This window comes from Aeromicrobium sp. UC242_57, from assembly GCF_044452305.1.
Taxonomy (GTDB): Bacteria; Actinomycetota; Actinomycetes; order Propionibacteriales; family Nocardioidaceae; genus Aeromicrobium.
Map to the genome: position 1 here is coordinate 320,222 of NZ_JBIOAM010000001.1, position 24,426 is coordinate 344,647.

The window sequence follows — 24,426 nt, forward strand, 5'->3', positions numbered from 1 at the left end:
CCGTTACGTCTCGACGTTGATGCCGAGATGTCCCGCGAAGAGGGGAGCCAGCAGTGACAGCTGAAGATCGCTGATCGTGGCTCCTTTGAGTGAGTCGATCCCGTCGACCTGCTGCAGCTGCAGTCCTGTCAGGTCGACGTTGGACAGCGATGCGCCGGTCAGGCTCAGCACGCCGACGCGACAGTCGACGAACTGCACCCGTTCGAGCTTGGCCGACGCGATGTCGAGCTCGTCGATCGAGCACGACTCGAACCTGACGTCGATCAGCTCGGATCCGCGCAGGTTGACGAAGCCCAGCTTGGAATGAGCGATCGCGACAGACCGCCACCGGGTGTCGTAGAGATCGGCTGATCCCAGGCGGGAGCTCGAGATCGACACATCAGTCAGACGGGTGCGGGGTGCGGTGAGCACCGGGGCGTTCAGCTGTTCGATCGTCGTGTCGGTGATGCTGGCCGACCGGAGGCTCGTCTCGTGAGCTGACAGGCCGTCGAATGCACACTCGGTGATCGTGATGGCCGACAGGTTGAGGCCGTCGAGCGTCAACGACGTGAAGCTCAGGCCCTCTGCCAGGGCACCGGGTGCGAGGTCGTCGGCCGAGCCCGGTGAGAGATCGGTCAGCGTGACGGGATCGATGCGCGGGGCACGAGCTCGTGGGGAGGCGGCGGAGGGCATGGACCCGACTGTAGGCGTGCCCCACGACAGATCGGCAGGCCGTGTCACCGCTATGCTCGTCGCGCGGGAGGCCTCGTGATCGGCTCTCTCGTCGCGGGGCGGTAGCTCGCTGGTTAGAGCACGGGACTCATAATCCCTTGGTCGCGGGTTCGAGCCCCGCCCGCCCTACAACTGCAGCAGGTCAGGCTGTTCGACTGGCCGTCCAGGCGAGTGATCGTCCTCCTCGTCACGGCACTCCCGGATGTAGCGGATCAGCAGTGCCAGCACCAGCAGCACGTTGACGGCCAGAACGGCCAGCACCACCACGACGACTGCGGTCATGTTCCTCACCACCTCGTGTCAAGCATCCGACGATCGAGGGGTGGAAGGGCGTTGCTCGCCAGGATCGTGCGGTCACCGCAACGAGGTCTGCGGATCGTCCGGCGTGGCGACTGGCGCTCTCGCCGCGGACAGGGTCCTGAGAAACAAGCACGGCCGCCACCGTGGAAGGGTGACGACCGCTGTTTCGGCCTAGAAAGGGGCCGACCTGGTCCCAGCCTACCGTCACAGGTCACACTGGTGCCATGCGCGATGCAGTGATCTTCGACATGGATGGAACGCTCTGCGACACGACGAGCATCCAGCACCACATCGAGGGGGAGGACCGTGACTTCGCCGCCTTCCACGCGGCCTCGGCAGGCTGCCCGCCACACGCGGACGTCGTCGCAGCGGCCAAGGAGCAGCACGACCAGGGGCGGGCGGTGCTCGTCGTGACCTCACGCGAGTTCATCTGGCGTGACCTGACCCTCGACTGGCTGGTCCGCCACGGCATCGCCTACGACGGCCTCTACATGCGCATCGTCGGCGACTACCGCAAGGACGTCGTGATCAAGTCCGAGATCCTCAAGCAGATCACCGACGACGGCTTCACCGTGGTGGAGGCCTGGGACGACAAGCCGGCGATCGTCGAGCTGTGGAAGGACAACGGCATCCAGACGTACGTCGTCGGCAGCTCCTGAGGCAGCCGCAAGGCTAGAGGTCGAACGTCGGCCGTTGCTCCACCTCGACGAGCTCCAAGAACTCGGGGTGGTCGCGGATGACCTTGGGCACGAAAGGGCAGAACGGCAGGACAGTTCCGCCGCGGGCGGCGATCTCGGTCAACGTGCCGACGATGAGCTCGCTGCCGACACCGCGTCCTTCGAACTGCGGAAACACCCCGGGTGTGGGGGAGGGCGTACTCGTCGTCGTGCTTTCGGTAGTCGACGTAGCCGGCGAGCTCGTCGTCGATCGTGATCTCGAAGCGGGATTCGGCCGGATTGTCGTGCACGGTCGTCGTCATGCGACATTCTCCTGACGTGAGATGTTGTCCGCGAACACCAACGTACGACACAATGGTCTCAGGTGCCCCCGAGACGCTGGGGAAGGCGACACTAGGGAGGCACCGATGGCTGTAACAAGTAGAGACATGTCTTCGCCGACGACCCCGACGCGGGGAGTGCTGTTCGTGCACTCCTCCGTGTCTGCGCTGTGCCCTCATGTCGAATGGGCCGTGGCTGGTGTGCTCGGTGGCACCCCCGACTTCGCGTGGGTTCCTCAGCCGGCCGAGCCCGGAACCTACCGGGCCGAGCTGTCGTGGCAGGCCGGTTCTGGCACAGCAGCGATGCTCGCCTCCGCCCTGCGCGGATGGGAGCAGCTACGGTTCGAGGTCTCCGAGGAGCCGACCGCGTCCAGCGAAGGCGCCCGCTACTCCTACACGCCGAAGCTCGGCATCTTCCATGCCATGACCGGGCTGCACGGTGATGTGCTGATCCCAGAAGACCGGATCAAGGCCTTCCGGGTGAAGGCTGCCACGGGCGAGGTCGACCTCGAGACGGCACTCGACGGACTTCTCGGGGGTGGCGTGGGACGCCGAGCTGGAGCCGTTCAGGCATGCGGGTGAAGGCGCACCGGTGCGGTGGCTGCACCAGGTGATCTGACGCTCAGCCGATCGTGACCTTGACCGATGGAGTCGAGGTGTTGGTCGTCTTGTTGGTCACCCTGAACTCTCGCTGACCGGTACGCGACGTGTAGAGCTCGGTCTTGAAGGCGCCGCCGTCACGCGTCGTGGTCTCGATCGGGAAGTCGTCCCAGCCCTCGCCGGACTCGCGAACCTCGACCTGCAGCTTCTCGCCGGTAGCGCTGTTGGGGAACGTGCCCGACAGGATGAAGCGTTGGCCCGGGGACACCTGGGTGTCGGAGGCGTCGATCGTCGGTTTCGGCGCCTCTGTCTTCGAGGTCGGCTCGGGCGAAGGCGTCTCGGTAGGAGTTGGTGTCGTCGCCGTGGCCGTCGGTGCGGCGATGGGCGGCAGGTCGACGGAGTTGATGCCGCTGGCGCTCACGAGGGCGGCGCCGCCGAGCCCGAGCAGCCCGCCGATGACCAGCCCCATGAACCCGAACTTCGCCACGAACCCGGTGGCGCGGGTGCGCTTCTCGTGGACCTGCGCGGGTGTCAGGCTCTTGACGATCCGGTCGTTGGTGGGCTTGGTGGGGCTGGTGGGCTTGCCGGCAGCGACTGCCGCGGCGACCGGCTTGGCGCCGTCGTGCTGGACGATCGCGTCGATGGCGTCCTGCACCGTGCGCAGCGAGTCGATCGTGTCGTCGGACAGGTAGACGTTGAATCGGCGGCCGAGCTCTTCGCCGATCTCGACGATCGTCAGTGAATCGGTGCCGAGCTTTTGAACGTCGCTTGCGGTGTCACGGCGTCGGCGCGGCACGCGACGACTCGGACGAGGATGTCGGTCAGCTGTTCATGGACTGATGACGAGGAGGGCACGAGGTCATTCTAGCGACGTGTCGTGACGGACCGCGGCACTGAAGTCACGTCGCCTCAAGCAGGTGCACCCCGCACCTCTAGAATGGGTCGATGGAAAGCGCCGAGGACGTCCAGTACGTCGTGGTTCACGGATATCGTCGGGCATTCCGCATCGCTGGGTCCGGTCCGGCGCTGCTGCTCCTGCACGGTCTCGCCTGTGACTCGTCGACCTGGTCTGAGGTCATGCCGGGCCTGGCTGAGCACTTCACGGTGATCGCCCCCGACCTGCTGGGGCATGGCGAGTCCGACAAGCCCAACGCCGACTACTCTCTGGGCGGCTACGCCAACGGCATGCGCGACCTGTTGACGGTGCTCGGCATCGAGAAGGTCACAGTGATCGGTCACAGCTTCGGCGGCGGCGTCGCGATGCAGTTCGCCTACCAGTTCCCCGACCGCACCGAACGCGTCGTCCTGGTCTCGACCGGCGGCCTCGGAAAAGAAGTCAGCCCGTTGATCCGCCTTTTGACAGTTCCGGGCAGCAGCATGGCGATCGCGGCGGCGACGGCTCTTCCGTGGCGTCCGCTGGTCAGCGGCGGACTGCGCTCGCTGGCACGCCTGCCGCTGAGCGCGACCCGCGACCTGGGTGAGGTGGCCCGCATCTATGAGTCGCTGGCCGATCCGGCGCAGCGGACTGCGGTGCAACGCGTCACGAGCCACGTCCTCGACTGGCGTGGCCAGTTCGTCACGATGACCGATCGCAGCTACCTGGCCCGGTTGATGCCGGTGCTGGTGATCTGGGGGCGTGACGACATGGTCATCCCGGCCGCGCACGCCGACCTGGCACCTACGGAGATCTCGGACGTCCACGTGCTGGCCGACTCGGGGCACTTCCCGCACAAGGACCATCCCGATCGGTTCATCCAGATCGTCACGGAGTTCATCGCCGCGCGCGGCCCGGCCACGTATCACCGGGGCAAGTGGCGGACGCTGCTGCGCAGGGGCGACCAGTTCGAGCTCGAGAGCGTCCCGGAGCAACCGCTGGCGGCTGCTCCGGCGATCCGCTGACGAGTCAGACCGACGGCTCGGCGACAGCCGAGGCTGCGACGGGCACCGACGGCTCGATCTCTTCTTCGGACTCCGCCAGACGCGCGGCCTTCTTGCGCTTCTGACGGCGGGTATTGCCCGTGACGAGCGCACCGATCCACACCGCGAGGGCACCGATGACCAGGCCACCGATGTCGTCGGCGATGTAGTGCCAGCCGAGGTACAGGGTCGCGAGGATCGTGAACCCGAGGTAGATCCAGGCGATGTAGCGGATCGTGCGCGCGATGCCTGCGAAGTGCAGGAACAGCGCGAGGGTGAAGACGACCGACACGTGCAGGGATGCGAACGCGGCGATGCCGTAGATCTTGTCGCCTTGAGGGTCTGCGATGAACTTGGCCCCGTTGCTGAACAACGAGTACTGCAAGGCCGTGGCACCGGTGTCGGGGAGGTCAGCGAACATCCGGCTCTGCGCGAACGCAGGCCCGGTCGACGGCAGCATGTAGTAGCTGATCGTGCCGAGCACCCAGTTGAGGCTCACCGCGGTTGCGTACCAGGCGCCGACGGTGACGTCGCGGTGCAGGACGAGCACCGCGGCGACCGTGATCGGCACGACCGGCAGGTACAGCACGTACAGGGCGGCCAAGATCTGCGACATGACATCGGTGCCGAAGAAGTTGTGCAGCACGTCAGCCGGGTTGTTGCCGAAGAACAACCAGTGATCCATCGTCAGCAGGTCGTGGTCGTACTTGGTGTGATCAGTCAGCAAGGGCAGATCAGCTTTGAGATTGCGGTAGCTGACGTAGCAGATGTAGAACACGAGCATGCCGGTCGTGACATACCCGATGCGCTTGAGGTCCCACTCGTTCTTGATGATCGACTTCAGGCCCGAGAACGTGTTCTTGAACCCGTACCGGTAGGCCGCCTGTGGTCCGATGACGGCCGAGAAGATCAGCAGGCCCAGTAGCGGAAGACGGATGTACGCGGCCCGAGGAACCCCTCAGGGTCCTTCAGGCCCACGTTCAGGTCCTGTGAGAAGTAGATCGCCGTGGCGCCGACCGCGATGGACAAGCAGACACCGAAGGCGTACGGCCATCTCAAGAAGGCAGCAAAGGACCGTTGAAGCATAGAGGTCATCCTAAACTGCCGTACTGAGAGTTTCTTGTGAGGCTACGAAGTCAGGCGTCTCCGCCCACCTGCTCGACGCCTGCAACGGCAGTCGGATCGTCGATCCGGAACCGCAGGAATGCCTCGCGCACTGTGTCGGGCGACACAGAACCTTGCTGAGCAAGGCTCTGCAAGACGCTGACGACGATCGACTCGGTGTCGATCTGGAACTTGCGACGGGCAGCCGCACGAGTGTCGGCGAAACCGAATCCGTCGGCGCCCAGCGACTGCCACGGACCGGGCACCCAGCGAGCGATCTGGTCGGGGACGGCTCGCATGTAGTCGCTGACGGCGACCGTGACCGCGTTGGAGTCCATGAGCTTGACCGTGATGTACGGCATGCGGCTGTACTCGCCCGGGTGGTTGAGGTTCCACTGCTCGGCTGCGACGGCGTCGCGGGCGAGCTCGTTCCACGACGTCACGGACCAGACGTCAGCGGCGACGTCGTAGTCGTTGGCGAGGATCTCCTGGGCTTCGAGCGCCCACGGCACCGAGATGCCCGAGGCCATGATGCGAGCAGGCAGGGTGCCGCCGCTGGCCTTGCGGTAGATGTAGGCGCCCTTCAGGAGGCCCTCGACGTCGATGTCGTCGGGCTCAGCCGGCTGGTTCAACGCCTCGTTGTAGACCGTCAGGTAGAAGATGATGTCTTCGCCGTGCGGGAACGTGTCGGTCGAGCCGTACATGCGCTCGAGGCCGTACTTGACGATGTGGCTGATCTCGAAGCTGAACGCCGGGTCGTAGTGGACGACGGCCGGGTTGGTCTGGGCGATCAGCGGCGAGTGGCCGTCAGCGTGCTGCAGACCCTCACCGGTCAGCGTCGTACGACCGGCCGTGGCGCCGATCAGGAAGCCGCGGGCCAGCTGGTCGGCCATGGCCCAGATCGAGTCGGCGGTCCGCTGGAAGCCGAACATCGAGTAGAACATGTAGACCGGGATCATCGGCTCGCCGTGTGTCGCGTAGGCGCTGCCGGCAGCCGTGGCCGACGCCGTGGCGCCAGCCTCGCTGATGCCTTCGTGCAGCAGCTGTCCCTGTGCCGACTCCTTGTAGGCCAGGAGCAGCTTGCGGTCGACCGACTCGTACGTCTGGCCGGCCGGGTTGTAGATCTTGGCCGACGGGAACATCGAGTCCATGCCGAACGTGCGGTACTCGTCGGGGGCGATCGGGACGATGCGCTTGCCGATCTCGGGGTCCTTCATCAGGTCGCGGAGCAACCGGACGAACGCCATCGTCGTGGCGATCTGCTGCTTGCCCGAGCCCTTCTTGAGCTCGTCGAAGACCGAGTCGGCCGGCAGCTTGATCGGCGTGGGGTTGACGACCCGCTTGGGCAGCGAACCTCCGAGCGCCTCACGCCGGGCCTTCATGTACTGGATCTCTTCGCTGTCCGCACCGGGGTGGTAGTACGGCGGCAGCGCGTCGCCGTCGATCTGCTCGTCGGTGATCGGGATGTTGAGCCGGTCGCGGAAGCCCTTGAGGTCGTCCTTGGTCAGCTTCTTCATCTGGTGGGTCGCGTTGCGTCCCGCGAACGACTCGAGCAGCCAGCCCTTGACGGTGTGCGCCAGGATGACGGTCGGCTGTCCGGTGTGCTTCTGCGCGGCCTCGAACGCTGCGTAGACCTTGCGGTAGTCGTGGCCGCCGCGGGGGAGGCGCTCGATGTCGGTGTCGCTGAGGTGCTCGACCATGGCCCGCAGGCGCGGGTCGGGGCCGAAGAAGTTCTCGCGGTTGTAGGCGCCGGTCTCGACCGACAACGTCTGGAACTGTCCGTCGGGCGTGCGGTTCATCTGGTTGACGAGTGTTCCGTCGGTGTCGCGGGCGAGCAGGTCGTCCCACTCGCGGCCCCAGACGACCTTGATGACGTTCCAGCCAGCGCCGCGGAAGTACGACTCAAGCCTTGGATGACCTTGCCGTTGCCGCGCACCGGGCCGTCGAGCTGCTGCAGGTTGCAGTTGATGACCCAGGTCAGGTTGTCGAGCTCTTCGCGGGCAGCCAGGCCGATCGCGCCGAGCGACTCGGGCTCGCCCATCTCGCCGTCACCGAGGAACGTCCAGACGTGCTGCTGGCTCGTGTCCTTGATGCCGCGGTTCTGCAGGTAGCGGTTGAACCGTGCCTGGTAGATCGAGTTGATGCCGCCGAGGCCCATCGAGACCGTGGGGAACTCCCAGTAGTCCTGCATGAGACGTGGGTGCGGGTACGACGACAGGCCGTTGCCCGCGCCGTGCGAGTGCTCTTGACGGAAGCGGTCGAGGCGCTGCTCGTCGAGCCCGCCCTCGAGGAACGAGCGGGCGTAGATGCCGGGGGCAGCGTGCCCCTGGAAGTAGATCTGGTCGCCGCCGCCGGGGTGGTTCTTGCCACGGAAGAAGTGGTTGAAGCCGACTTCATAGAGGCTCGCAGCCGACTGGTACGAGGCGATGTGGCCACCGACGCCGAGGCCGGGGCGGTTGGCGCGCGACACCATGACGGCGGCGTTCCAACGGATGTACGAACGGATGCGACGTTCGATCGCTTCGTTGCCCGGGAACCAGGGTTCACGCTCGGGCGGGATCGTGTTGATGAAGTCGGTGCTGCGCAGGCCGGGGACGCCGACATTCTGCTCACGTGCGCGTTCGAGCAGCTTCAGCATGACGTAGCGTGCGCGGCTGCGGCCGCGACTGTCGACCATCTCGTCGAGCGAGCTGATCCATTCCGCCGTCTCGTCAGGGTCGATGTCGGGCAGCTGCGTAGGCAGGCCTTCATGAATGACGGGCGGACGTTCCTGACCGGATTGCGGCATCTTTACTCCCAGTTGTCTTGTGGACGTGTCCATCATCCCACCCCGGGTTCGCTACTGTGAGACCGGCAACATACTTGAACAACCTACTTTTCAGTAGGTTTCGTCGAACTTGAGGAGATCACACCGGTGGACGCGGGCAAGCTGGGCTTTGGTGCTGACACCGTCATCCAGGAGCTGGGCTGGGACGAGGATGTCGAGGAAGAATTGCGACTCGACATCGAGCGTCAGACAGGCAACAACCTGGTCGACGGAGACTTTGGTGAGGACGTCGACGGCGTCATCCTCTGGTGGCGTGACGGAGACGGTGATCTGACTGATGCGCTGGTCGACTCGCTGACCGATCTGGTCGAGGGCGGCTCAGTGTGGTTGCTGACGCCCAAGGTCGGACGGGACAACTATGTTCCGGGCGCCGACGTCGTCGAGGCAGCCGAGATCGCTGGTCTGTCGGTGACGACGACCTCTTCGGCCACCCCCGACTGGGCGGCCACCAAGCTCACGGCGCAGAAGCGCTGATCCTGCTGGCTCGTTGAGCCCGTAGCAAGGACCCGCCGATACGCTGAGGGCATGACTCTCACGATCGGCGAGCCGGCTCCGGAGTTCGTTCTCAAGAGCCAGCATGGCGAGGACATCTCGTTGTCCTCCTACCGCGGCGACAAGGCTGTCGTCCTGGTGTTCTTCCCCTTCGCATTTAGCGGAGTCTGCACCGGAGAAGCTCGCTGCGCTGCGCGACAGCCGCGACGAGTTCTCGTCGCGCGACGCCGAGATCATCGCGGTCTCGTGCGATTCCTTCTTCGCCAATCGGGTGTTCTCCGATCGCGAGAACCTCGGCTTCGCGGTGCTCAGCGACTTCTGGCCGCACGGTGAGGTCGCGCGCTCGTACGGGACGTTCAACGAAGAGATCGGCGTCCCCGACCGTGGCACTTTCGTGATCGATCGGGAGGGAATTCTGCGCTGGATGGTGGGCAGCGGCCTAAACGTTTCGCGTGATTCCAAGGCATATCTGGCGGCGCTTTCAGGGCTCGCGTAGATCGCCCTCGTGAGAATCTGAAAATCTTCTCAAATCGGCTGCGGGTCGGGTGGCCCATAGGGTTTGATAGTCATGCTGCGGCTGCCAGGGACCCGAGACCTTGGCAGCCGCGGTTTCGTATGTCACGGGCCTGTGCGGTAGTCTTCCGCAGGTTCCGAGGGCGAATAGCGCAGTTGGTTAGAGCATCCGGTTTACACCCGGAAGGTCGGGGGTTCGAGTCCCTCTTCGCCCACCACGCGGCGTCGTTTGAACGCCGGCGAATCGCAGCAATGCCCGCCCCGCAGAACATCGCTGCGACTGTTCAGAGAAGCGCGTGCCGGTACGATTCGCAGGTGCATCGCAACAGTCGTCCTTGGTTCCGGACGGTGCAGCGATGGCTGCTCCTCGCCGCGGGATGGATCGGTGTGACCGCACTGGCTGGCTGGTGGGCTCACGGCCACGACATCGAATGGGCATTGCGCGACAGCGGTCGCGGCCCCAACTACCTCTTGGTCGTCGGTTGCGTGTACTGGGGAGCGGTGTTCTGCGTCGCGATGGTTGCTGCCGCCCGCGAGGGCGTAGGTGACTGAGCGCGGTCTGAGTCTGCTGTCCCAGCCGCGTGTGACCCGGTAGCCGTACCCACTTTTGCGTTGGTGGGTGGTGCAGGGACGGGGCGTGGAAGCACCCTGCTCCGCCAGATCACGGAGCGAGCCTCAAAGCCGCACGCGTGGCTTCAGTGAGCCGGGTGGCAAGCGGTAGGTCACGAACAGCCTTGCCGACCTGCTCACGAGTGTTCTCGGTGTCCTCAGTGACACGCAGAGAGATCACATTTCCGACGTTGCTCTCTAGATAGATGGCGGGCGGCCCGTATGGCACCCAGCCGATGCGGATCTCGCGTATGTTCGCCACAGGCATGGAGAAGGTGCCGCGCCAGGTGGTCTCAACGATGTTGCCGTCGGCGACATACACACTCGGTCCACGAAACAACTGTTGCCATCGCATGCCGGGACTGTAGTTCCTCGTCATGTCGCAGCTGACCTCGACGATCTGAGTTCTGGTGGGATGTCGTATCGAGCCGGAGCACCTCCATGAGGCTCTTGCCGTCTACCGAGAGCTGATCTCGGAGACGCGCAAAGAGCCCGGCTGCGTCAGCCAGCCCCTCCAGCTGCGTGACAGTCCCGACGAGTTCGTGCTCGCCGAGGAGTGGGAGTCGCAGGAGCATCTCGACGCCCACACCCGCACCGAGCACTTCGTCCTGGCGATGGCCAAGCTCGAGGTCTTGGAGACGGCCCGGCCCGCGCTGATCTATCTGCCGGTGCTGTAGCCGCGCCTCCGCCAAGAAAGGTGACAGGAAGTATTTTGTTCGGGCACCGCGGGGCGGGAACCGACCTAGACTGATCCGGCTCACGTCCCTCACATCAGGCGGTACCCGGTGAAGACTCCTGTCCAGTTGCTGCACACCCTCGTCGGGGGCGCAGTCATCGCATCCGGACTGACCGCAGTGGTCGTGATCGCCGGGCCGCTGCCTGCTGCATCGGCGGCGGTGGCCACTCCGACCAAGGTGATCTCGGTTCAGCGCAGCGCCGCCGTCGGCGCCTTCCTCACCCAGGGTGGCGACATCTACACCTTCGGTGACAACTCCGCCGGAGCGACTGGCCTGGGGCTGACCACGGGTGTCACAGAGACGCCGGTCAAGATGGCGGCCTTCGCTCCCACCGGCGAGAAGGTCGTGCAGCTGTCCGTCAGCGGGAGCGGCAGTCTCGCCACCGCGTCCGGCGTCGGGCTGGCGCTGACCGATGGAGGCCACGTCTACTCGTGGGGCTACGACGGACAGGGCGGCCTGGGCAACGATGCAGCGCTGACCAACCAGTCGACCCCCGTTGCCGTGTCGCCGACCTGGGCCTCGGACAAGCCCGTGTACGTCGCTCAGGTCGCAGGAGGGGGCCGGGTCGTCACGGAGAGCGGACGCGTCTACGCCTGGGGCTACAACGAGTGGGGACAGACCGGCGTCGACAACGGCGGCGGAAACATCGCGACCCCGGTCGAGGTCACCAGTCTCTACCGCCCATCCGACAAGGTCGTTCAGATCGTGGGCGGCAGTGCCTCGATGATCGTGCGGACCGCTTCTGGAGCCGTTCTGTCGGCAGGCACCAAGTCGCGGGGCCAGCGCGGCGACAACACGACGGATCCGAACGGCTACAACACGTACACGCCCGCACTCGGTCAGCCCAGCTTCACTGGCTTGCTGGCCGGTGACTCGATCGTCTCGATCGGTTCGGGTACCTCGTACTACTTCGCCGTGAGTGGCACCGGCAAGGTGTGGGGCTGGGGATTCGGCCAGAGCGGCCGGCTCGGTGACGGTCTTGGCACCCACGATCAGCTCACTCCGCTCGCGATCAGCCCGACGCTCGTCGACTCCGGTGACACGATCGCTTCGGTCGAGATCGGCGGCAGCGGCAACACCTCGATGTTGTTGAGCGAGCAGGGCCATCTCTACACGGTTGGCTCAGGCAACAACGGCATGCTGGGCAACGGCGCCACCACCAACACGACCACCTTCGGCAAGATCACCTCATGGCCCGGCCGGGCTGCGAGTGATCCGATCGTCGACGCCGTCATGGGTTCGTCCAATGCGCTGGCAGTCACGCAGAGCGGCGCTGTCTACACGTGGGGCAACTCGCTGGTCACCAACCAGGGCGGCATCGGCACCGGGACCCAGAACCAGTCCGCCACCCCTCCGAACATCGTTTCCTCGCCGGTGCTGCTTGCGCAGCCGGCGGCCCCGTCGCCGTTCACGGATGCAGTTGATGCCTCGATCTCTGGCACGGTGAAGGTCGGGGAGCCGTTGACTGCTTCGGGCGGGACATTCGCTCCGTCCGACGCGAGCCTCGCCTACGAGTGGAAGATCGGCTCCGACACGGTCAGCACGACCTCGTCGTACACGCCGAAGCTCGCCGATGCCGGCAGCGACTTGGTCCTCACCATCACCGGCTCGAAGAGCGGCTACACCAACAGCGTCTCGACGACGACCGCTCAGACCGTCGCGACGGTGCAGGGCTTCACCGGGACAGTGCAGGAGGGCAAGACCCTGACGGCGAATGACGCCACCGGTACGAACAGGTGGATCATCAGCACCTCGTCGACATGTGCAACTCAGGCAGCGTCAGTGACTGGAGCGACTCTGGCGTTGTCCCAGACCACGGCCGGTCGGTATGTGCGGCTTCTCGCAGACGTTGTCGGGTCGCACCGGCAAGGGAACCTGCGTCGGTCCGATTGCGGAGTTCACGGCACCGCCCTCGCTGGATGGCGCCACGACTGCGAGCGGGACGAAGGGTGAGCCATTCACCTACGACCTGAACCAGTATGGGCCGGGCGTTCCGAGGGCGACCTTCACTGTGGTGGGCGCGCTGCCTGCAGGAGTGACGGTGCGCTCGAATGAGTGGAGCCTTTCGGGAACGCCCACCGAAGCTGGCACGTTCGCGGTGACGTTGAAGGCCGACAATGGCGTGACCACCGCGGCAACGCTTCCGCTGACCATCACGATCGCCGACGTGTTCACGGGGTTGTCGCCGTCGATCAGCGGCACGCCGAAGGTCGGGGTGGAGCTCACGGCATCGCCGGGTGGATCCCTGGCTCCGAGCGCTGCCGACGGTGCCACCGTGGCGTACCTGTGGCAGTACGAGTCGGCCTCGGACGAGTGGTCGGATCTGAGCAGTGGTGCAACCTATACGCCGGCCGCTTCGGAGGTGGGTCGTCACTACCGGGTCAAGGTGACGGTCTCGAAGACAGGTGTCCAGTCGCGGACGGAGTATTCGCCAGCGACAACGGCCACGGTCAAGGGCACGTTCACGATCGGCACCCCGTCGATCAGTGGGACGGCGAAGGTCGGCGAGTCGTTGACGTGTGAGGCTGCTGGTGGAACTCCGGGCACGTTGTCGTATGCGTGGACGCGTGGTGCTGTGTCGTTGGGTTCGGGTGACACGTATCAGCTGGTGGTGGCTGATCTGGGTGAGCAGGTGACGTGCACGGTGACCGCGTCGCGTCCCGGTTACATCGATGCGTCGGCCAGCAAGGATTCGACGACCATTGGGTCGGGCACGTTCAGCATTGCTGCTCCGTCGGTCAGTGGGACGGCGAAGGTCGGCCAGACGTTGACGTGTGAGGCTGCTAGCGGAACGCCGGGCACACTCAGCTACGCGTGGACTCGTGGTGTCACACCGGTGGGTTCGGGTGACTCGTACGTGTTGGTCGCGGCCGATCGGACGGAGCAGGTGACCTGCACGGTCACGGCAGCACGGACCGGCTACGCCGATGCGACCGCCAGCAAGGACTCGGCCACGGTTGGGTACGGGACGTTCAGCATTGATGCGCCGTCGATCAGTGGTACGGCTGCGGTCGGCCAGACGTTGACCTGTGAAGCGGCGGATGGCACACCTGGCACGCTGTCGTATGTGTGGTCGCGTGGTTCCACCCCGTTGGACACAGGCGCCACGTACGTGTTGGTGGCAGCGGACCGCACGGAGCAGGTGACGTGCACGGTGACATCGCAGCGGGCCGGTTATGAGGACGCGTCAGCGTCCAAGGACTCGGCCACGGTCGGGTACGGCACGTTCAGCATTGATGCGCCGTCGATCAGCGGTACGGCTGCTGTCGGGAAGACGTTGACGTGTGAGGCGGCCGCTGGTACTCCCGGTGATGTCAGTTATGCGTGGACTCGTGGGACCACACCGTTGGACACGGGTGACAGCGACGAACTGGTGGCGGCTGACCGGGCCGGTCAGGTGACGTGCACGGTGACATCGCAGCGCGCTGGTTACACCGATGCGTCGGCCAGCAAGGATTCGGCGACGGTCGCGGCTGGCACATTCACGATCGACGAGCCGTCGATCAGTGGCACGACTGCTGTCGGTGAGACGTTGACGTGTGAGGCAGCCACGGGCACACCCGGGACGCTCAGCTACGCGTGGTCGCGTGGTGTCACACCGGTCGAGACCGGTGCCAGCTATGTGTTGGTGGCTGCTGATCGCGGTGAGCAGGTCACGTGTGTGGTGACCGCAGCACGGGCTGGCTACACGGATGCGTCGGCGAACAAGGACTCAGCGACGGTCGACTACGGCACGTTCACGATCGATGAGCCGTCGATCAGTGGCACGGCTGCCGTCGGCCAGACGCTGACGTGTGAGGCGGCGACTGGCACTCCGGGCGATGTCAGCTATGCGTGGGCTCGTGGTGTCACCCCGTTGGACACGGGTGCCGCGTAGAGCTGGTGGCAGCGGACCAGGGTGAGCAGGTGACGTGTGCGGCGACATCGGCACGGGCTGGCTACACGGAGGCGACGGCGAGCAAGGACTCGGCCACGGTCGACTACGGCACCTTCGTTATTGGTGTCCCGTCGATCAGTGGCACGGCGCAGGTGGGTCAGACGTTGACGTGTGTGCCCGCGGCGGGTACGCCGGGTGCGGTGTCGTTCGGGTGGACCCGTGACAGCATGGTGTTGGGTGCGGGTGCGGGCTACAAGCTGACTGCGGCTGATCTGGGCAAGAAGGCCACGTGTGTGGTCACTGCGGTGCGTGCCGGGTACGTCGATGCGGTCAACCAGGCCAGCAGTGTCACGGTGGTGGCTGCGGCGCCGGTCAGGGTCACTGGGCTCAAGCCGCGGGTAGTGGGCAAGATGGTCGAGCGGTCCACGGTCACTGCGCAGGCTGGCACGGTGGTGCCGTCGACGGCGGTGCGGACGTATCAGTGGTTGGCCGATGGCAAGAAGATCAAGGGCGCCACGGGGCGTACGTTCACGCTCCGCAAGGCCCAGGCCGGCCACCAGGTCAGTGTCCGGGTCACCGCCCGTGCTGGTGCAGTGTCCGCGACGGCGACGTCGCCGGCCAGGCGGGTGGGTTCGTCGGTCAAGCGGCTGGTGGTGGTGCGTCAGGTCGCTAGTGGCAAGAAACTGACGGTGACCGCTACTGGTCTGACCCGGGGACGTCGGTACGTGATCTGGTTGGGTGGTCAGCAGCGTGCTGCTGGTGTGGTCGGTGCTACCGGCACGGTGTCACGTTCGGTGAGCTTCGGACCCGAGATCAAGCCCGGCACCCGCCGGGTCAGGGTCTCGACCTACAACAAGAACGGCACCCGCACCACCACCATCTACCGCACCATCCACTACAAGTGACCTGTCGATCCGCACCGGTGGTCTGCACCGGTGCGGATCGACAGCGGGTGTCCTAGGCCTGCCGTTCCTTGAGGGTGAACGACATCGCATATCCGACCCCCAGCAGAGTCACGATGACGGCGAACACCGACTGCAGGTTCGTCCGGTCTGCCAGCTGACCCAGCAGGGGGCTGACGAGTCCGCCCAGGGAGAGCGTCAGGCCCAGGGTCACTCCGCTGGCCACACCGATCCGGTTCGGCAGGTAGGAGTGCGACAACGTGATCTGTGCGGCGAACGGGATGAACAGCGAGACGCCGAGCACGGCCGTCGCAACCGTGACCAGCAGCGCCGAGGGCGCCAGCACGATGGCCAGGGTCGAGAACGCCGCCGCCAGGTAACCGGCCCGGACGATGCGCAGGCGTCCCAGTCGGTCTGCCAGCCAGCCGCCTGACAGCGTCCCGATCGCGCCTGCGGCAGGGAACAACGACAGGGCGACGGCGGCCTGGCCGGGGGTCGAGTCGAACCGCTCGATCGAGTACAGCGAGATGAAGGTCGACGTCCCGACGTAGGCGACCGACCACGTCGCCAGGACTGCGGTGAGCCAGCCGAACGCCCGCCAGTCGTCCGGCAGGGTGGGCGTCGGGGTCGAGGTGGTTGTGACGTCAGTGTGGTGGCTGCCGAACAGGTCACGCCATGAGACCACGGCGTAGAGCGCGCCCAGACCGAGGGCCGGGATGATCAGCAGGCCGGTGCCGGCGAGCCCGAACCAGCCGACGACGAGGAACACCGCCGGGGGAGCGAGCGCTACGCCGACGTTGCCACCGACGGAGAACAAGCTCATGGCCTTGCTCGTGCCGCCGCCTGCCTCGCGGGCCTCGACCGTGGCTGCCGGGTGGTAGGCCGCGACGCCGATGCCGGAGAGCGCGATGACGAGCCACACCGCGATGTAGGAGCCGGAGATCATGCCGCTGAGTGACACTCCTGCGCCGGCGACGAGGAGCCCGGCGAGGCTCATCCAACGCATCCCGTACCTGTCGCTCAGGAAGCCGAAGCATGGTTGAGCGATGCTCGACAATGCAGTGGCGGCCAGGGTGATGCCGGCGATCGCGGCATAGCTGTAGTGGGCGTGCAGCACGAAGTAGGGGAGCAGCGCGGCGACTGCTCCGGTGTAGAAGTCGTTGGCGGCATGGGTTGCCGTGAGCGCCCAGAGTGCGGCGCGGCTCCTGGTGGGGGCTGTGGGTGGAGGTGCCAAGGTCACGGAGGTGATCCTCTCGGTCGTCTGAAGGAAGATGACCGGCTCGACACGTGCCTCCGCAGTCAGGGAGGCCGGTCGTGGCTAGTCCCTGCAGCGGCAGCTAAGGAGAAGGTTCATGGGTTAAGAATGTACACACTCCTCAGACAAGTAGAGAAGTGGGTGCACATCATGAGCCAAGTTAGACGGGCGCCGCTGGCCGACCAGGCCGCCGAGCTCCTGCTCGAACGCATTCGCGCAGGAGAGTGGCCGCTGGGGGCGAAGCTGCCCGGCGAGACCACCTTGGGGCCGCAGCTCGGCGTCGGCCGATCGACCGTACGAGAGGCGATCCGTCAGCTGGCTGGCAGGGGAGTGCTGGCCACGCGGCAAGGCGCTGGCGTGTTCGTCACGGCGCTCGACGCCACCGAGGACTGGGACGTCGTGCTGCGCCGCACCGACATCCTCTCGGTCATCGAGGCGCGGATTGCCATCGAGTCAGAGGCTGCAGCTCTCGCGGCTGTCCGACGTACGCCGCAGGACCTCAGGGCGATCCGGCGGGCTCTGAGCCAGCGCGAGGGTCACTCCGGCCTCGACGACTACGTCGATGCCGACATGCGCTTCCATCGCGCGGTGGTCACCGCCGCGCACAACCCGATCCTGCTGGAGCTGTTCGACGGCTTCGTGCCTCGTCTGCGAGAAGCGATGATCGAGATGCTGCGGATCAATCAGCCGAAGGACGGCGACACCGACCACGGTGCCCACGCCCAGCTGGTCGAGGCGATCGCCGAGCATGACGTGACTGGGGCGGGCCAGGCAAGCCGCGAGCACCTGGAGCAGCTCAAGGTGGGGCTTGAGGGCCAGCGGTAGTCGCGCCGGTCGGCAGATCCGCTGAAACATGGTCAGGCGAGCGGGGTCGGCCGATACGGTGGGCGCGTGACGGTGCTCGAGATCATCCTGGCTGTGCTCGCGGGTGCGCTGAGCAGCGCGCTGGTCGCCGTGGCCGTGCTCCTGGTACGCACCCGGCGGCAGGTTGACGGCTGAGCGAGCGGCTCGAACGTCCCAGGCTGGTGCCGCGGCCCTCCGACGCGGTCCGGACGGTGCTGGGAACCGCGATCAAGGTCAGGGATCATGGTCTCGGTGGCGCGATTCGCAGCTCGATCGACGACTTGGCGATGTGGGCCGACGTCGAACGTCCCGACCTGGCAAGTCTTGCTGCGGACGACGGCTCGGTGACGATCTTGTTCTCCGACATCGAGGACTCGACGACCATCAACCACGACCTGGGCGACCGGGCGTGGGTGCGGTTGCTGGCTAAGCACGATCGGGTCTTCGACAAGGCGCTCACCGCGCATGCCGGCCACGTCATCAAGACGCAGGGTGACGGGTTCATGGTGGCCTTCGCCGAACCGGCTCACGCCGTCGCCGCCGCAGGCGACATCCAGCGTCGGCTCGCCAAGGCCCGGTCGGGTTCGCTGCTGGCCGGGGTCAAGGTGCGGATCGGCATCCACAAGGGATCGGCGATCCAGCGTGACGGCGACCTGTTCGGACGAAACGTCGCCTATGCGGCGCGCGTCGCGGCGCAGGCATCCGGCGGGGAGATCCTGATCAGCGAGGCAGTGCTGCGCTCGCTGCCCGACGAGGTCGAGGTGATCGAGACCCGTGAGGCCGAGCTGAAAGGCGTGCCTGGCATCCAGCGGCTGCACCTCGTCACCTGGTGAACGGCGGGGTGTGAGGCGCACATCACCCGGTCAAGCCATCGCGGCATACTGAGAGTATGTGACATTCTCTCGGTATGACCGTAACCGGCACGACCCCCGCCGCCCTGCCACGCATCGACCTGCTCATCAGACGATCTGAGCGTCTGGCCGAGATCGACGGACTGACCGAGCAGGCGCTGCGCTGGCATGACGATGCCGTGGCTCGGCGGGCGGCAGTCGCAAGGGATGCGCGGCGCCTCGCCGCACCGCGGGTGTGGCCCGACACGATCGCCTCGCTCGTCTCGACGGGATGGCGCCTGGTCACCCTGGCGGCTCCCGCCGCACCGTTCCAGCTGCTGGCGGCAGCCGCCGCGTCGGTCGGTCTGCGGGTCGAACCCCCGAACGCCAGCGCGGCAACGCTTGCCAGCACCCAACGACTCGTGCGAGCGGGCGGCCCCGCCTACGTCAAGCTCGGACAGTTCATCGCCACGGCCGAAGGCCTCCTGCCTGACGAGTGGGTCACGGCGTTCGCGTGGTGTCGCGACGAAGCGCCAGCGCTCGAGCACGGAGTCGCCCTGCAGGTCATCGAGCGTGAGCTGGGCGACCTGCGGGAACGGCTCGGGTGGATCGACGACGAACCGCTCGCAGCCGGCTCGATCGGCCAGGTACATCGCGGGCGGCTCACCGACGGGACCGACGTCGTGGTCAAGGTGCGTCGACCCGGACTGCATCGCAGGTTCCGCGCCGACATAGAGACGCTCGCTCTCGCATCCGCCATGGCCGAGAAGATGCACGGCGCAGCGCGCGCGGCCAACCTGACCGGATTCGTCGGCTGTTCGCCCAGCTCGCGCTCGAAGAGCTCGACTTCCGTCTCGAAGCGGCGAACCTCGTCGACTCGACGGCAGTCCTCGAAGACCTGGGTGCCGACCAGATGGTCGCGCCGCGGCCGATCCCGGGCATGGTCACCGAGCGGGTCCTGGTCATGGAGTACCTGCCCGGCGTCTCCTACGCGCGCCTCGACCCCACGCTGGAACGCGATGGTGACCGGCTGCTGCGGCTCGGCATCCAGGGTGTCGTCGAGGCGACCCTCAAGCACGGCGTGTTCCACGGCGACCTCCATGCCGGGAACGTGCTCATCGACGAGAAGACTGGCAGCTTCTCGCTGGTCGACTTCGGCATCGCCGGTCGGCTCGATGCCCAGCAGCGGGCCGGGCTCGTGCAGTTCCTCGTGTCGTGGGCGGTCAACGACGCGGCAGGCCAGATCGCCTCCATGAAGTCCTTCGGCGCGATCGACGCGGCGGCCGACGTCGACACGCTGACGGCACAGCGCAGGCCGAGCTCGACCTGCTCGACGAACGCGCTCATGGAGCGGTGACCTTCGACCAGCTCGGCATCACGTTGGGACGTCTGCTGCAGGTGCTCGCCCGCAACGGCTTCCGGATGCCCAAGGACCTGGTCCTGTTCTTCAAGAACCTGCTCTACCTGTCGGGATTCGCCGCAAGCGTCGCGCCGCAGGCCGATGTGCTTGAGGTCGTCCAGGGCATCCTCGAAGACCTGTTCGCAGATCCGGCCTTCGGACTGCTGGAGGGCCTCGACGCCGCTTCTTGAACTTGCCCCGCCGGGCTGCGCGGCTAGTGTCGCGGCTATGCACTTCGCCAACGGCTCCCGCATGATCGTGGGCGTGCTCGTGACGGCTCTGGCCATGACGTGGTTCGCACCCGCTGCTCACGCGGCCGACGAGCTTGCACCCGCTGTCGCGTGGGACGCACCGGCGTACTCGGGCTACGTCGGCGTTCCGGTGAAGCTCGCGGGCACCGTCACGCAAGCACCTGACGGGGCAACGGTCCGGATCGACGTCGTCACAGGCGAGAGCTCGAGACCGGTAGCGGGTCCCATCACGATCGTCGACGGGCGCTTCTCGCTATCGCTGGCGGCACCGGCCAGCGAGTCAGGCTCAGGGCAGTCCTGTCCGACGCGACGGGAGTCATCGGGCAGTCGCCCGTCGCGTCGTTGCGCGGCACCAAGGCACCAGTCACCCTCACCTTGTCGATGCCGAGATCGGCGAAGGACTACACGAGAGTCACAGCACGAGCGGCCGTGGTGGCCAAGGACGGCCGCAAGCCGTCGGGTCGCGTGGTCGTGGAGCTTCCGGCGATCCGGCACCAAGAAGTGGCGCACCGCAGCCACGATCTCGGTCAAGAACGGCAAGGGGATGCGCCGGATCGCGCCGCGCCACGACGGCCGGTACAGGTTGGTGTTCGCGGGCAGCAGCCAGTACGCCGCCAAGACGTCGGCGAGCCGCGCATTCGACAACCGGCCGCCAGGTCGCGTCGTCACGCTCCCACGAGGCGCCAGCCGCCCGAGCGTGAAGCTGCCGAAGCAGCCGCGTGGATCGCGCGCACGCGCCGACGCCAAGGTCAGCAAGATCTCCGACGGAGTCTGGAAGAGCATGTCGGGGACGCAGCTGGCGCAAGGGGTGCCCCGTCGGACGTCAGTCGCTGCGCATCGTCAGAGTCAGCTACTGGGCATTCGACGGCTACGTCCGCCGCGGCGAGATCGTGGTCAACAAGTCGGTCGCGTCCTCGACGGCCAAGCTGTTCACCGACCTCTTCGCCGCGAAGGCACCCATCCGGTCGATGTACCGGGTCGATCGCTTCGGCTACAGCAAGACGCTGCGCGGTGCGGACGACCTGCGCAGCATGCGCGCCGACAACACGTCGGGGTTCAACTGTCGTCGCGTCGTCGGCTGGACGTCGCGCATGAGTCCCCATGCGGTGGGGCGCAGCATCGACATCAACCCGTGGGAGAACCCCTTCGCCTCGCGCACCGGCTATCAACCCAACAAGAGCTGGGCCAGGCGCACCAAGCCGGCCGCGATCACCTACCGGGGAACGAACGATCCGGTCGTAAAGATCTTCCGCAAGCACGGCTTCCGCTGGCTCGGCAAGTCAGATCTGCAGCACTTCCAGCGTTGACCGGCGCTGCTGGGTCCGGTGCTGGGAGAATCGCTGCTCATGGACCCCAGCGACGTCGTGACCCGGCTGCGAGCCAGTGGCAGCGTGTACGCCGAGGACGAGGCCGCGCTGCTGATCGAGGCCGCTGGCAGGACCGGTGGGCTCGAACAGCCGATCGCTCGCAGGGTCGCGGGTGACCCGATCGAGGTCATCGTCGGCTGGGCCGAGTTCTGCGGGCACCGCATCGTGGTCGAGCCGGGGGTGTTCGTGCCCCGCACCAGGACCGGCGTCCTGGTCGACGAAGGAGCGCGGCTCGTCGGCGCCGGGGCGATCGTCGTCGACCTGTGCTGCGGCACCGGTGCCGCCGGGGTGGCGCTGAGCGCGCGGGTCGACGACATCGTGCTGTACGCCAGCGACATCGATCCGGCTGCTGTCGGCTGTGCGCGCCGCAACGTCGAGCCGCTCGGTGGGCAGGTGGTCCTCGGTGACTTGTTGTCGGCGCTGCCTGCAGCCCTGCGAGGCAGGGTCGACCTGCTCGTCGTCAACGCGCCCTACGTCCCCACCGACGCAATCGCCCTGATGCCGCCAGAAGCGCGCGATCACGAGCCGAACGCAGCCCTCGACGGGGGAGCGGACGGGGTGGCCTTCCACCGGCGCATCGCCGCCGAGGCCGGCCGATGGCTCAGCCCCACGGGACACCTGCTGATCGAGACGAGCGCCGCTCAGGCCGGACTGACCGAGGAGGCATTCCGCAACGGTGGTCTGGAGCCTTGGACAGTCACGGCGCCGGCGATCGGTGGGACTGCCGTGGCAGGTCGGCTGTCGGAGCCACCTGACACGATGCCTACATGCCCTCGCTGACAACGACCGAGACTGATGCCACCGCCGCACTACGTCGCCTGACCGGACGTGATGACGCGGTCTTCCACGAGGGCCAGCTCGAAGCCATCCAGGCCCTGGTCGACGAGCACCGACGTGCCTTGGTCGTCCAGCGCACCGGTTGGGGCAAGTCGGCGGTCTACTTCATCTCCACGCTGCTGCTGCGCCAGCGCGGCGCCGGTCCGACGTTGCTGGTCTCGCCGCTGCTGGCGCTGATGCGTGATCAGGTTGCAGCCGCCGCACGCGCGGGCGTCCGGGCCGTGGCGATCAACTCGGCCAACGCCCACGAGTGGGAAGAAGCCCGGGCCCCAGCCGCGGCCGACGAGATCGACATCTTGCTCGTGTCGCCCGAACGGCTCAACAACCCGCGCTTCCGGGACGAGCAGCTGCCAGCGCTGATCGAGCGCATGGGCATGCTCGTCGTCGACGAGGCGCACTGCATCTCCGACTGGGGTCACGACTTCCGGCCCGACTACCGGCGTCTGGCCGAGCCATCACCCAGCTGCCGTCCGATCTGCCCGTGCTGGCGACGACGGCCACGGCCAACGAACGAGTCGTCACTGACGTGGCTGAGCAAGCTCGGCGGCGCCCAGCAGGTGCTGACGATCCGTGGGTCGCTGGCCCGGCAGTCCTTGCGGCTCGGCGTTCTCGAGCTCCCCCGGTGCCCGCGATCGTCTCGGCTGGCTGCTGAGCCACCTCGCCGACATGCCTGGCAGTGGCATCATCTACGCCCTGACAGTCTCGGCGGCCGAAGACACAGCACGGTTGCTGCGCGAAGGCGGCCACGCCGTGCGCGCCTACACAGGTCGCACCGATCCCGAGCAGCGCGAAAGCTGGAGCGTCAGCTCAAGGACAACGAGATCAAGGCGCTGGTGGCGACGAGCGCCCTGGGGATGGGCTTCGACAAGCCCGACCTCGGCTTCGTGATCCACCTGGGTGCTCCGTCGTCGCCGGTGGCCTACTACCAGCAGGTCGGACGTGCCGGGCGTGCCACCGACCATGCCGACGTGCTGCTCCTGCCGGGACGCGAGGACAAAGACATCTGGACGTACTTTGCGACGTCCTCGATGCCGAGCGAGGAACGCGCCGCCGCGGTCATCGGCGAGCTGGGAGATGCGCCGTTGTCGACACCCGCGCTGGAGGCGCGCGTCAACTTGCGTCGTACGCCTCTCGAGCTGCTGCTGAAGGTGCTCGACGTCGACGGTGCTGTCCGCCGTGTGCAGGGCGGCTGGGTGTCCACGGGCATCCCGTGGGTCTACGACCGCGAACGGTATGAGCGCATCGCCTCCGCGCGAACAGCCGAGCAGCAATCGATGCTGACCTACCAGCACGCGTCGACCTGCCGCATGGAGATGCTGCAACGAGACCTCGACGACACGACCGCGGCAGCGTGTGGACGTTGCGACAACTGCACGGCGCCCTGGTACCCGACCGATCTCGACGCCGGTGCCACCCAGGCGGCGTCCAGCACGCTCGACAAGGTCGGTGTCGAGCTCGAACCACGGGCCCAGTGGCCGTCAGGCGCCGAACGCCTCGGGGTCGAGGCCAAGGGCAAGATCGCGCTCGACGAGCGGGCCGAGACCGGCCGGGCCGTGGCGCGTCTGACCGATCTCGGCTGGGGCGGGGTGCTGCGTGATCTCTTCGCCGCCGGCAGCCCCGACGGTCCGATCAGCGACGCTGCTGGGCGCGTGCGTCCGGGTGCTCAAGGACTGGGGCTGGGCTGAGCGACCGGCGGGCGTCGTCAGCATCCCGTCGCGTTCTCATCCGCAGCTCGTCGACTCGATGGCCCGCGGTATCGCGCGCATCGGTCGGCTGACTGATCTCGGCTCCCTCGATCTCGTCGGTGAGGGCGCACGCAGCGGTCCGGGTGGCAACAGCGCCTACCGGCTGGCCGACGTGTGGGGAGGTTTCTCGGTCGGGGCCGGTGTCAGCCAAGGGCTGCAGACGCTGGGCGGCAAGCCGGTGCTGTTGATCGACGACCGGGTCGACAGCCGGTGGACCATGACCGTCGCCGCTGGTGAGCTGCGCCGCAGCGGAGCCGGTTCGGTGCTGCCTCTTGCTCTGGCTGTGGTCGGCTGAGGTACGCCTGTACGTTGG

24 protein-coding genes, 2 tRNA genes and 5 pseudogenes are annotated in these 24,426 nt (G+C 66.7%); 21 read left to right on the top strand and 10 right to left on the bottom strand.

All coding sequences use genetic code 11. The features are described 5' to 3' along the window. Positions 1–3 precede the first annotated feature (3 nt). Positions 4–672, bottom strand: coding sequence for a pentapeptide repeat-containing protein (locus ACHMWU_RS02165; RefSeq protein WP_396041463.1), 669 nt, complete (start codon positions 670–672; stop codon positions 4–6). A 95-nt stretch (positions 673–767) separates the two neighbouring features. On the opposite strand from ACHMWU_RS02165, the gene ACHMWU_RS02170 reads away from it, so the two are divergent. Continuing rightward, a tRNA-Ile gene (locus ACHMWU_RS02170) sits at positions 768–840 on the top strand. Here ACHMWU_RS02170 and ACHMWU_RS02175 read toward each other — a convergent pair. Further along, on the bottom strand, positions 838–993 hold the full coding sequence (locus ACHMWU_RS02175; protein WP_396041464.1) for a hypothetical protein: 156 nt from the start codon (positions 991–993) through the stop codon (positions 838–840). The two genes, ACHMWU_RS02170 and ACHMWU_RS02175, sit on opposite strands and share 3 nt — an antisense overlap. 242 nt (positions 994–1,235) lie before the next feature. On the opposite strand from ACHMWU_RS02175, the gene ACHMWU_RS02180 reads away from it, so the two are divergent. Next, positions 1,236–1,670 carry an HAD family acid phosphatase gene (locus ACHMWU_RS02180; protein WP_396041465.1) on the top strand — a complete coding sequence of 145 codons (435 nt, stop codon included), beginning with the start codon at positions 1,236–1,238 and terminating at the stop codon, positions 1,668–1,670. Between the two features lie 13 nt (positions 1,671–1,683). On the opposite strand, the gene ACHMWU_RS02185 is transcribed toward ACHMWU_RS02180, so the two are convergent. After that, the gene (locus ACHMWU_RS02185) at positions 1,684–1,866 is read right to left on the bottom strand and encodes a GNAT family N-acetyltransferase (protein ID WP_396041466.1); all 183 of its coding nucleotides are present in this window, start codon (positions 1,864–1,866) and stop codon (positions 1,684–1,686) included. 250 nt (positions 1,867–2,116) lie between these two features. On the opposite strand from ACHMWU_RS02185, the pseudogene ACHMWU_RS02190 reads away from it, so the two are divergent. After that, positions 2,117–2,627, top strand: a pseudogene (locus ACHMWU_RS02190) (DUF3145 domain-containing protein). Positions 2,628–2,630: 3 nt separating this feature from the next. Here the strand turns inward: ACHMWU_RS02190 and ACHMWU_RS02195 are convergent. Then, positions 2,631–3,404: a phosphopantetheine-binding protein gene (locus ACHMWU_RS02195; protein ID WP_396041467.1), complete on the bottom strand. Its 774-nt coding sequence runs from the start codon at positions 3,402–3,404 to the stop codon at positions 2,631–2,633. Positions 3,405–3,553: 149 nt separating this feature from the next. Between ACHMWU_RS02195 and ACHMWU_RS02200 the strand changes: the two genes are divergently transcribed. Continuing rightward, positions 3,554–4,507, top strand: a complete 954-nt coding sequence (locus ACHMWU_RS02200; RefSeq protein WP_396041468.1) for an alpha/beta fold hydrolase — start codon at positions 3,554–3,556, stop codon at positions 4,505–4,507. Positions 4,508–4,511: 4 nt separating this feature from the next. On the opposite strand, the gene ACHMWU_RS02205 is transcribed toward ACHMWU_RS02200, so the two are convergent. From ACHMWU_RS02205 to aceE, 3 genes and pseudogenes are all read right to left on the bottom strand, one after another. Then, positions 4,512–5,309, bottom strand: a complete 798-nt coding sequence (locus ACHMWU_RS02205; protein ID WP_396041469.1) for a phosphatase PAP2 family protein — start codon at positions 5,307–5,309, stop codon at positions 4,512–4,514. Between the two features lie 125 nt (positions 5,310–5,434). Further along, the gene (locus ACHMWU_RS02210; RefSeq protein ID WP_396041470.1) at positions 5,435–5,611 is read right to left on the bottom strand and encodes a hypothetical protein; all 177 of its coding nucleotides are present in this window, start codon (positions 5,609–5,611) and stop codon (positions 5,435–5,437) included. Between the two features lie 50 nt (positions 5,612–5,661). Further along, positions 5,662–8,417, bottom strand: a pseudogene (gene aceE / locus ACHMWU_RS02215) (pyruvate dehydrogenase (acetyl-transferring), homodimeric type). 126 nt (positions 8,418–8,543) lie between these two features. On the opposite strand from aceE, the gene ACHMWU_RS02220 reads away from it, so the two are divergent. The 5 genes and pseudogenes from ACHMWU_RS02220 to ACHMWU_RS02240 all read left to right on the top strand — a co-directional run bounded on the left by ACHMWU_RS02220 (position 8,544) and on the right by ACHMWU_RS02240 (position 10,013). Beyond that, positions 8,544–8,930: a DUF3052 domain-containing protein gene (locus ACHMWU_RS02220; RefSeq protein WP_396041471.1), complete on the top strand. Its 387-nt coding sequence runs from the start codon at positions 8,544–8,546 to the stop codon at positions 8,928–8,930. Between the two features lie 51 nt (positions 8,931–8,981). Beyond that, a pseudogene (locus tag ACHMWU_RS02225) lies at positions 8,982–9,071 on the top strand (peroxiredoxin); the annotation flags it as partial. Next, complete coding sequence (locus tag ACHMWU_RS02230; protein WP_396041472.1) at positions 9,034–9,444, top strand: redoxin domain-containing protein; 411 nt, start codon at positions 9,034–9,036, stop codon at positions 9,442–9,444. The pseudogene ACHMWU_RS02225 and the gene ACHMWU_RS02230, both read left to right, overlap by 38 nt. Positions 9,445–9,602: 158 nt before the next feature. Continuing rightward, positions 9,603–9,679 (top strand) — tRNA-Val (locus ACHMWU_RS02235). 97 nt (positions 9,680–9,776) lie between these two features. Next, positions 9,777–10,013, top strand: coding sequence for a hypothetical protein (locus tag ACHMWU_RS02240; RefSeq protein WP_396041473.1), 237 nt, complete (start codon positions 9,777–9,779; stop codon positions 10,011–10,013). Positions 10,014–10,122: 109 nt separating this feature from the next. On the opposite strand, the gene ACHMWU_RS02245 is transcribed toward ACHMWU_RS02240, so the two are convergent. Continuing rightward, positions 10,123–10,392 carry a hypothetical protein gene (locus ACHMWU_RS02245; RefSeq protein WP_396041474.1) on the bottom strand — a complete coding sequence of 90 codons (270 nt, stop codon included), beginning with the start codon at positions 10,390–10,392 and terminating at the stop codon, positions 10,123–10,125. 88 nt (positions 10,393–10,480) lie between these two features. On the opposite strand from ACHMWU_RS02245, the gene ACHMWU_RS02250 reads away from it, so the two are divergent. The 4 genes from ACHMWU_RS02250 to ACHMWU_RS02265 all read left to right on the top strand — a co-directional run bounded on the left by ACHMWU_RS02250 (position 10,481) and on the right by ACHMWU_RS02265 (position 15,589). Further along, a complete protein-coding gene (locus tag ACHMWU_RS02250) occupies positions 10,481–10,747 on the top strand; it encodes a putative quinol monooxygenase (RefSeq protein ID WP_396041475.1) in 267 nt (88 codons plus the stop codon). A gap of 126 nt (positions 10,748–10,873) precedes the next feature. Further along, positions 10,874–12,760 (top strand): RCC1 domain-containing protein, encoded by a 1,887-nt coding sequence (locus tag ACHMWU_RS02255; RefSeq protein WP_396041476.1) that lies wholly within the window; start codon positions 10,874–10,876, stop codon positions 12,758–12,760. Between the two features lie 88 nt (positions 12,761–12,848). Beyond that, positions 12,849–14,684: a hypothetical protein gene (locus tag ACHMWU_RS02260; RefSeq protein ID WP_396041477.1), complete on the top strand. Its 1,836-nt coding sequence runs from the start codon at positions 12,849–12,851 to the stop codon at positions 14,682–14,684. A 5-nt stretch (positions 14,685–14,689) separates the two neighbouring features. After that, complete coding sequence (locus ACHMWU_RS02265) at positions 14,690–15,589, top strand: hypothetical protein (protein WP_396041478.1); 900 nt, start codon at positions 14,690–14,692, stop codon at positions 15,587–15,589. Positions 15,590–15,641: 52 nt separating this feature from the next. On the opposite strand, the gene ACHMWU_RS02270 is transcribed toward ACHMWU_RS02265, so the two are convergent. Beyond that, the gene (locus ACHMWU_RS02270) at positions 15,642–16,826 is read right to left on the bottom strand and encodes an MFS transporter (protein WP_396041479.1); all 1,185 of its coding nucleotides are present in this window, start codon (positions 16,824–16,826) and stop codon (positions 15,642–15,644) included. A gap of 165 nt (positions 16,827–16,991) precedes the next feature. Between ACHMWU_RS02270 and ACHMWU_RS02275 the strand changes: the two genes are divergently transcribed. The 5 genes and pseudogenes from ACHMWU_RS02275 to ACHMWU_RS02295 all read left to right on the top strand — a co-directional run bounded on the left by ACHMWU_RS02275 (position 16,992) and on the right by ACHMWU_RS02295 (position 20,104). Then, on the top strand, positions 16,992–17,666 hold the full coding sequence (locus ACHMWU_RS02275) for a FadR/GntR family transcriptional regulator (protein ID WP_396041480.1): 675 nt from the start codon (positions 16,992–16,994) through the stop codon (positions 17,664–17,666). A gap of 200 nt (positions 17,667–17,866) precedes the next feature. Continuing rightward, entirely contained in the window at positions 17,867–18,517 is a 651-nt protein-coding gene (locus tag ACHMWU_RS02280; RefSeq protein ID WP_396041481.1) for an adenylate/guanylate cyclase domain-containing protein, read from the top strand. Between the two features lie 74 nt (positions 18,518–18,591). Then, positions 18,592–19,236 (top strand): annotated as a pseudogene (locus ACHMWU_RS02285) (AarF/UbiB family protein); the annotation flags it as partial. Then, entirely contained in the window at positions 19,119–19,871 is a 753-nt protein-coding gene (locus tag ACHMWU_RS02290; RefSeq protein ID WP_396041482.1) for an AarF/UbiB family protein, read from the top strand. The pseudogene ACHMWU_RS02285 and the gene ACHMWU_RS02290, both read left to right, overlap by 118 nt. Then, on the top strand, positions 19,868–20,104 hold the full coding sequence (locus tag ACHMWU_RS02295; protein ID WP_396041483.1) for a hypothetical protein: 237 nt from the start codon (positions 19,868–19,870) through the stop codon (positions 20,102–20,104). The genes ACHMWU_RS02290 and ACHMWU_RS02295 overlap by 4 nt, the downstream gene beginning before the upstream one ends. 174 nt (positions 20,105–20,278) lie before the next feature. Here ACHMWU_RS02295 and ACHMWU_RS02300 read toward each other — a convergent pair whose 3' ends face one another. Further along, positions 20,279–20,833, bottom strand: a complete 555-nt coding sequence (locus ACHMWU_RS02300; protein WP_396041484.1) for a hypothetical protein — start codon at positions 20,831–20,833, stop codon at positions 20,279–20,281. A gap of 50 nt (positions 20,834–20,883) precedes the next feature. Between ACHMWU_RS02300 and ACHMWU_RS02305 the strand changes: the two genes are divergently transcribed. From ACHMWU_RS02305 to ACHMWU_RS02315, 3 genes and pseudogenes are all read left to right on the top strand, one after another. Continuing rightward, the gene (locus ACHMWU_RS02305; protein WP_396041485.1) at positions 20,884–21,471 is read left to right on the top strand and encodes a M15 family metallopeptidase; all 588 of its coding nucleotides are present in this window, start codon (positions 20,884–20,886) and stop codon (positions 21,469–21,471) included. An 18-nt stretch (positions 21,472–21,489) separates the two neighbouring features. Continuing rightward, on the top strand, positions 21,490–22,311 hold the full coding sequence (locus tag ACHMWU_RS02310) for a putative protein N(5)-glutamine methyltransferase (RefSeq protein ID WP_396041486.1): 822 nt from the start codon (positions 21,490–21,492) through the stop codon (positions 22,309–22,311). Beyond that, positions 22,299–24,408, top strand: a pseudogene (locus tag ACHMWU_RS02315) (RecQ family ATP-dependent DNA helicase). The gene ACHMWU_RS02310 and the pseudogene ACHMWU_RS02315 overlap by 13 nt, the downstream one beginning before the upstream one ends. Positions 24,409–24,426 lie beyond the last annotated feature (18 nt).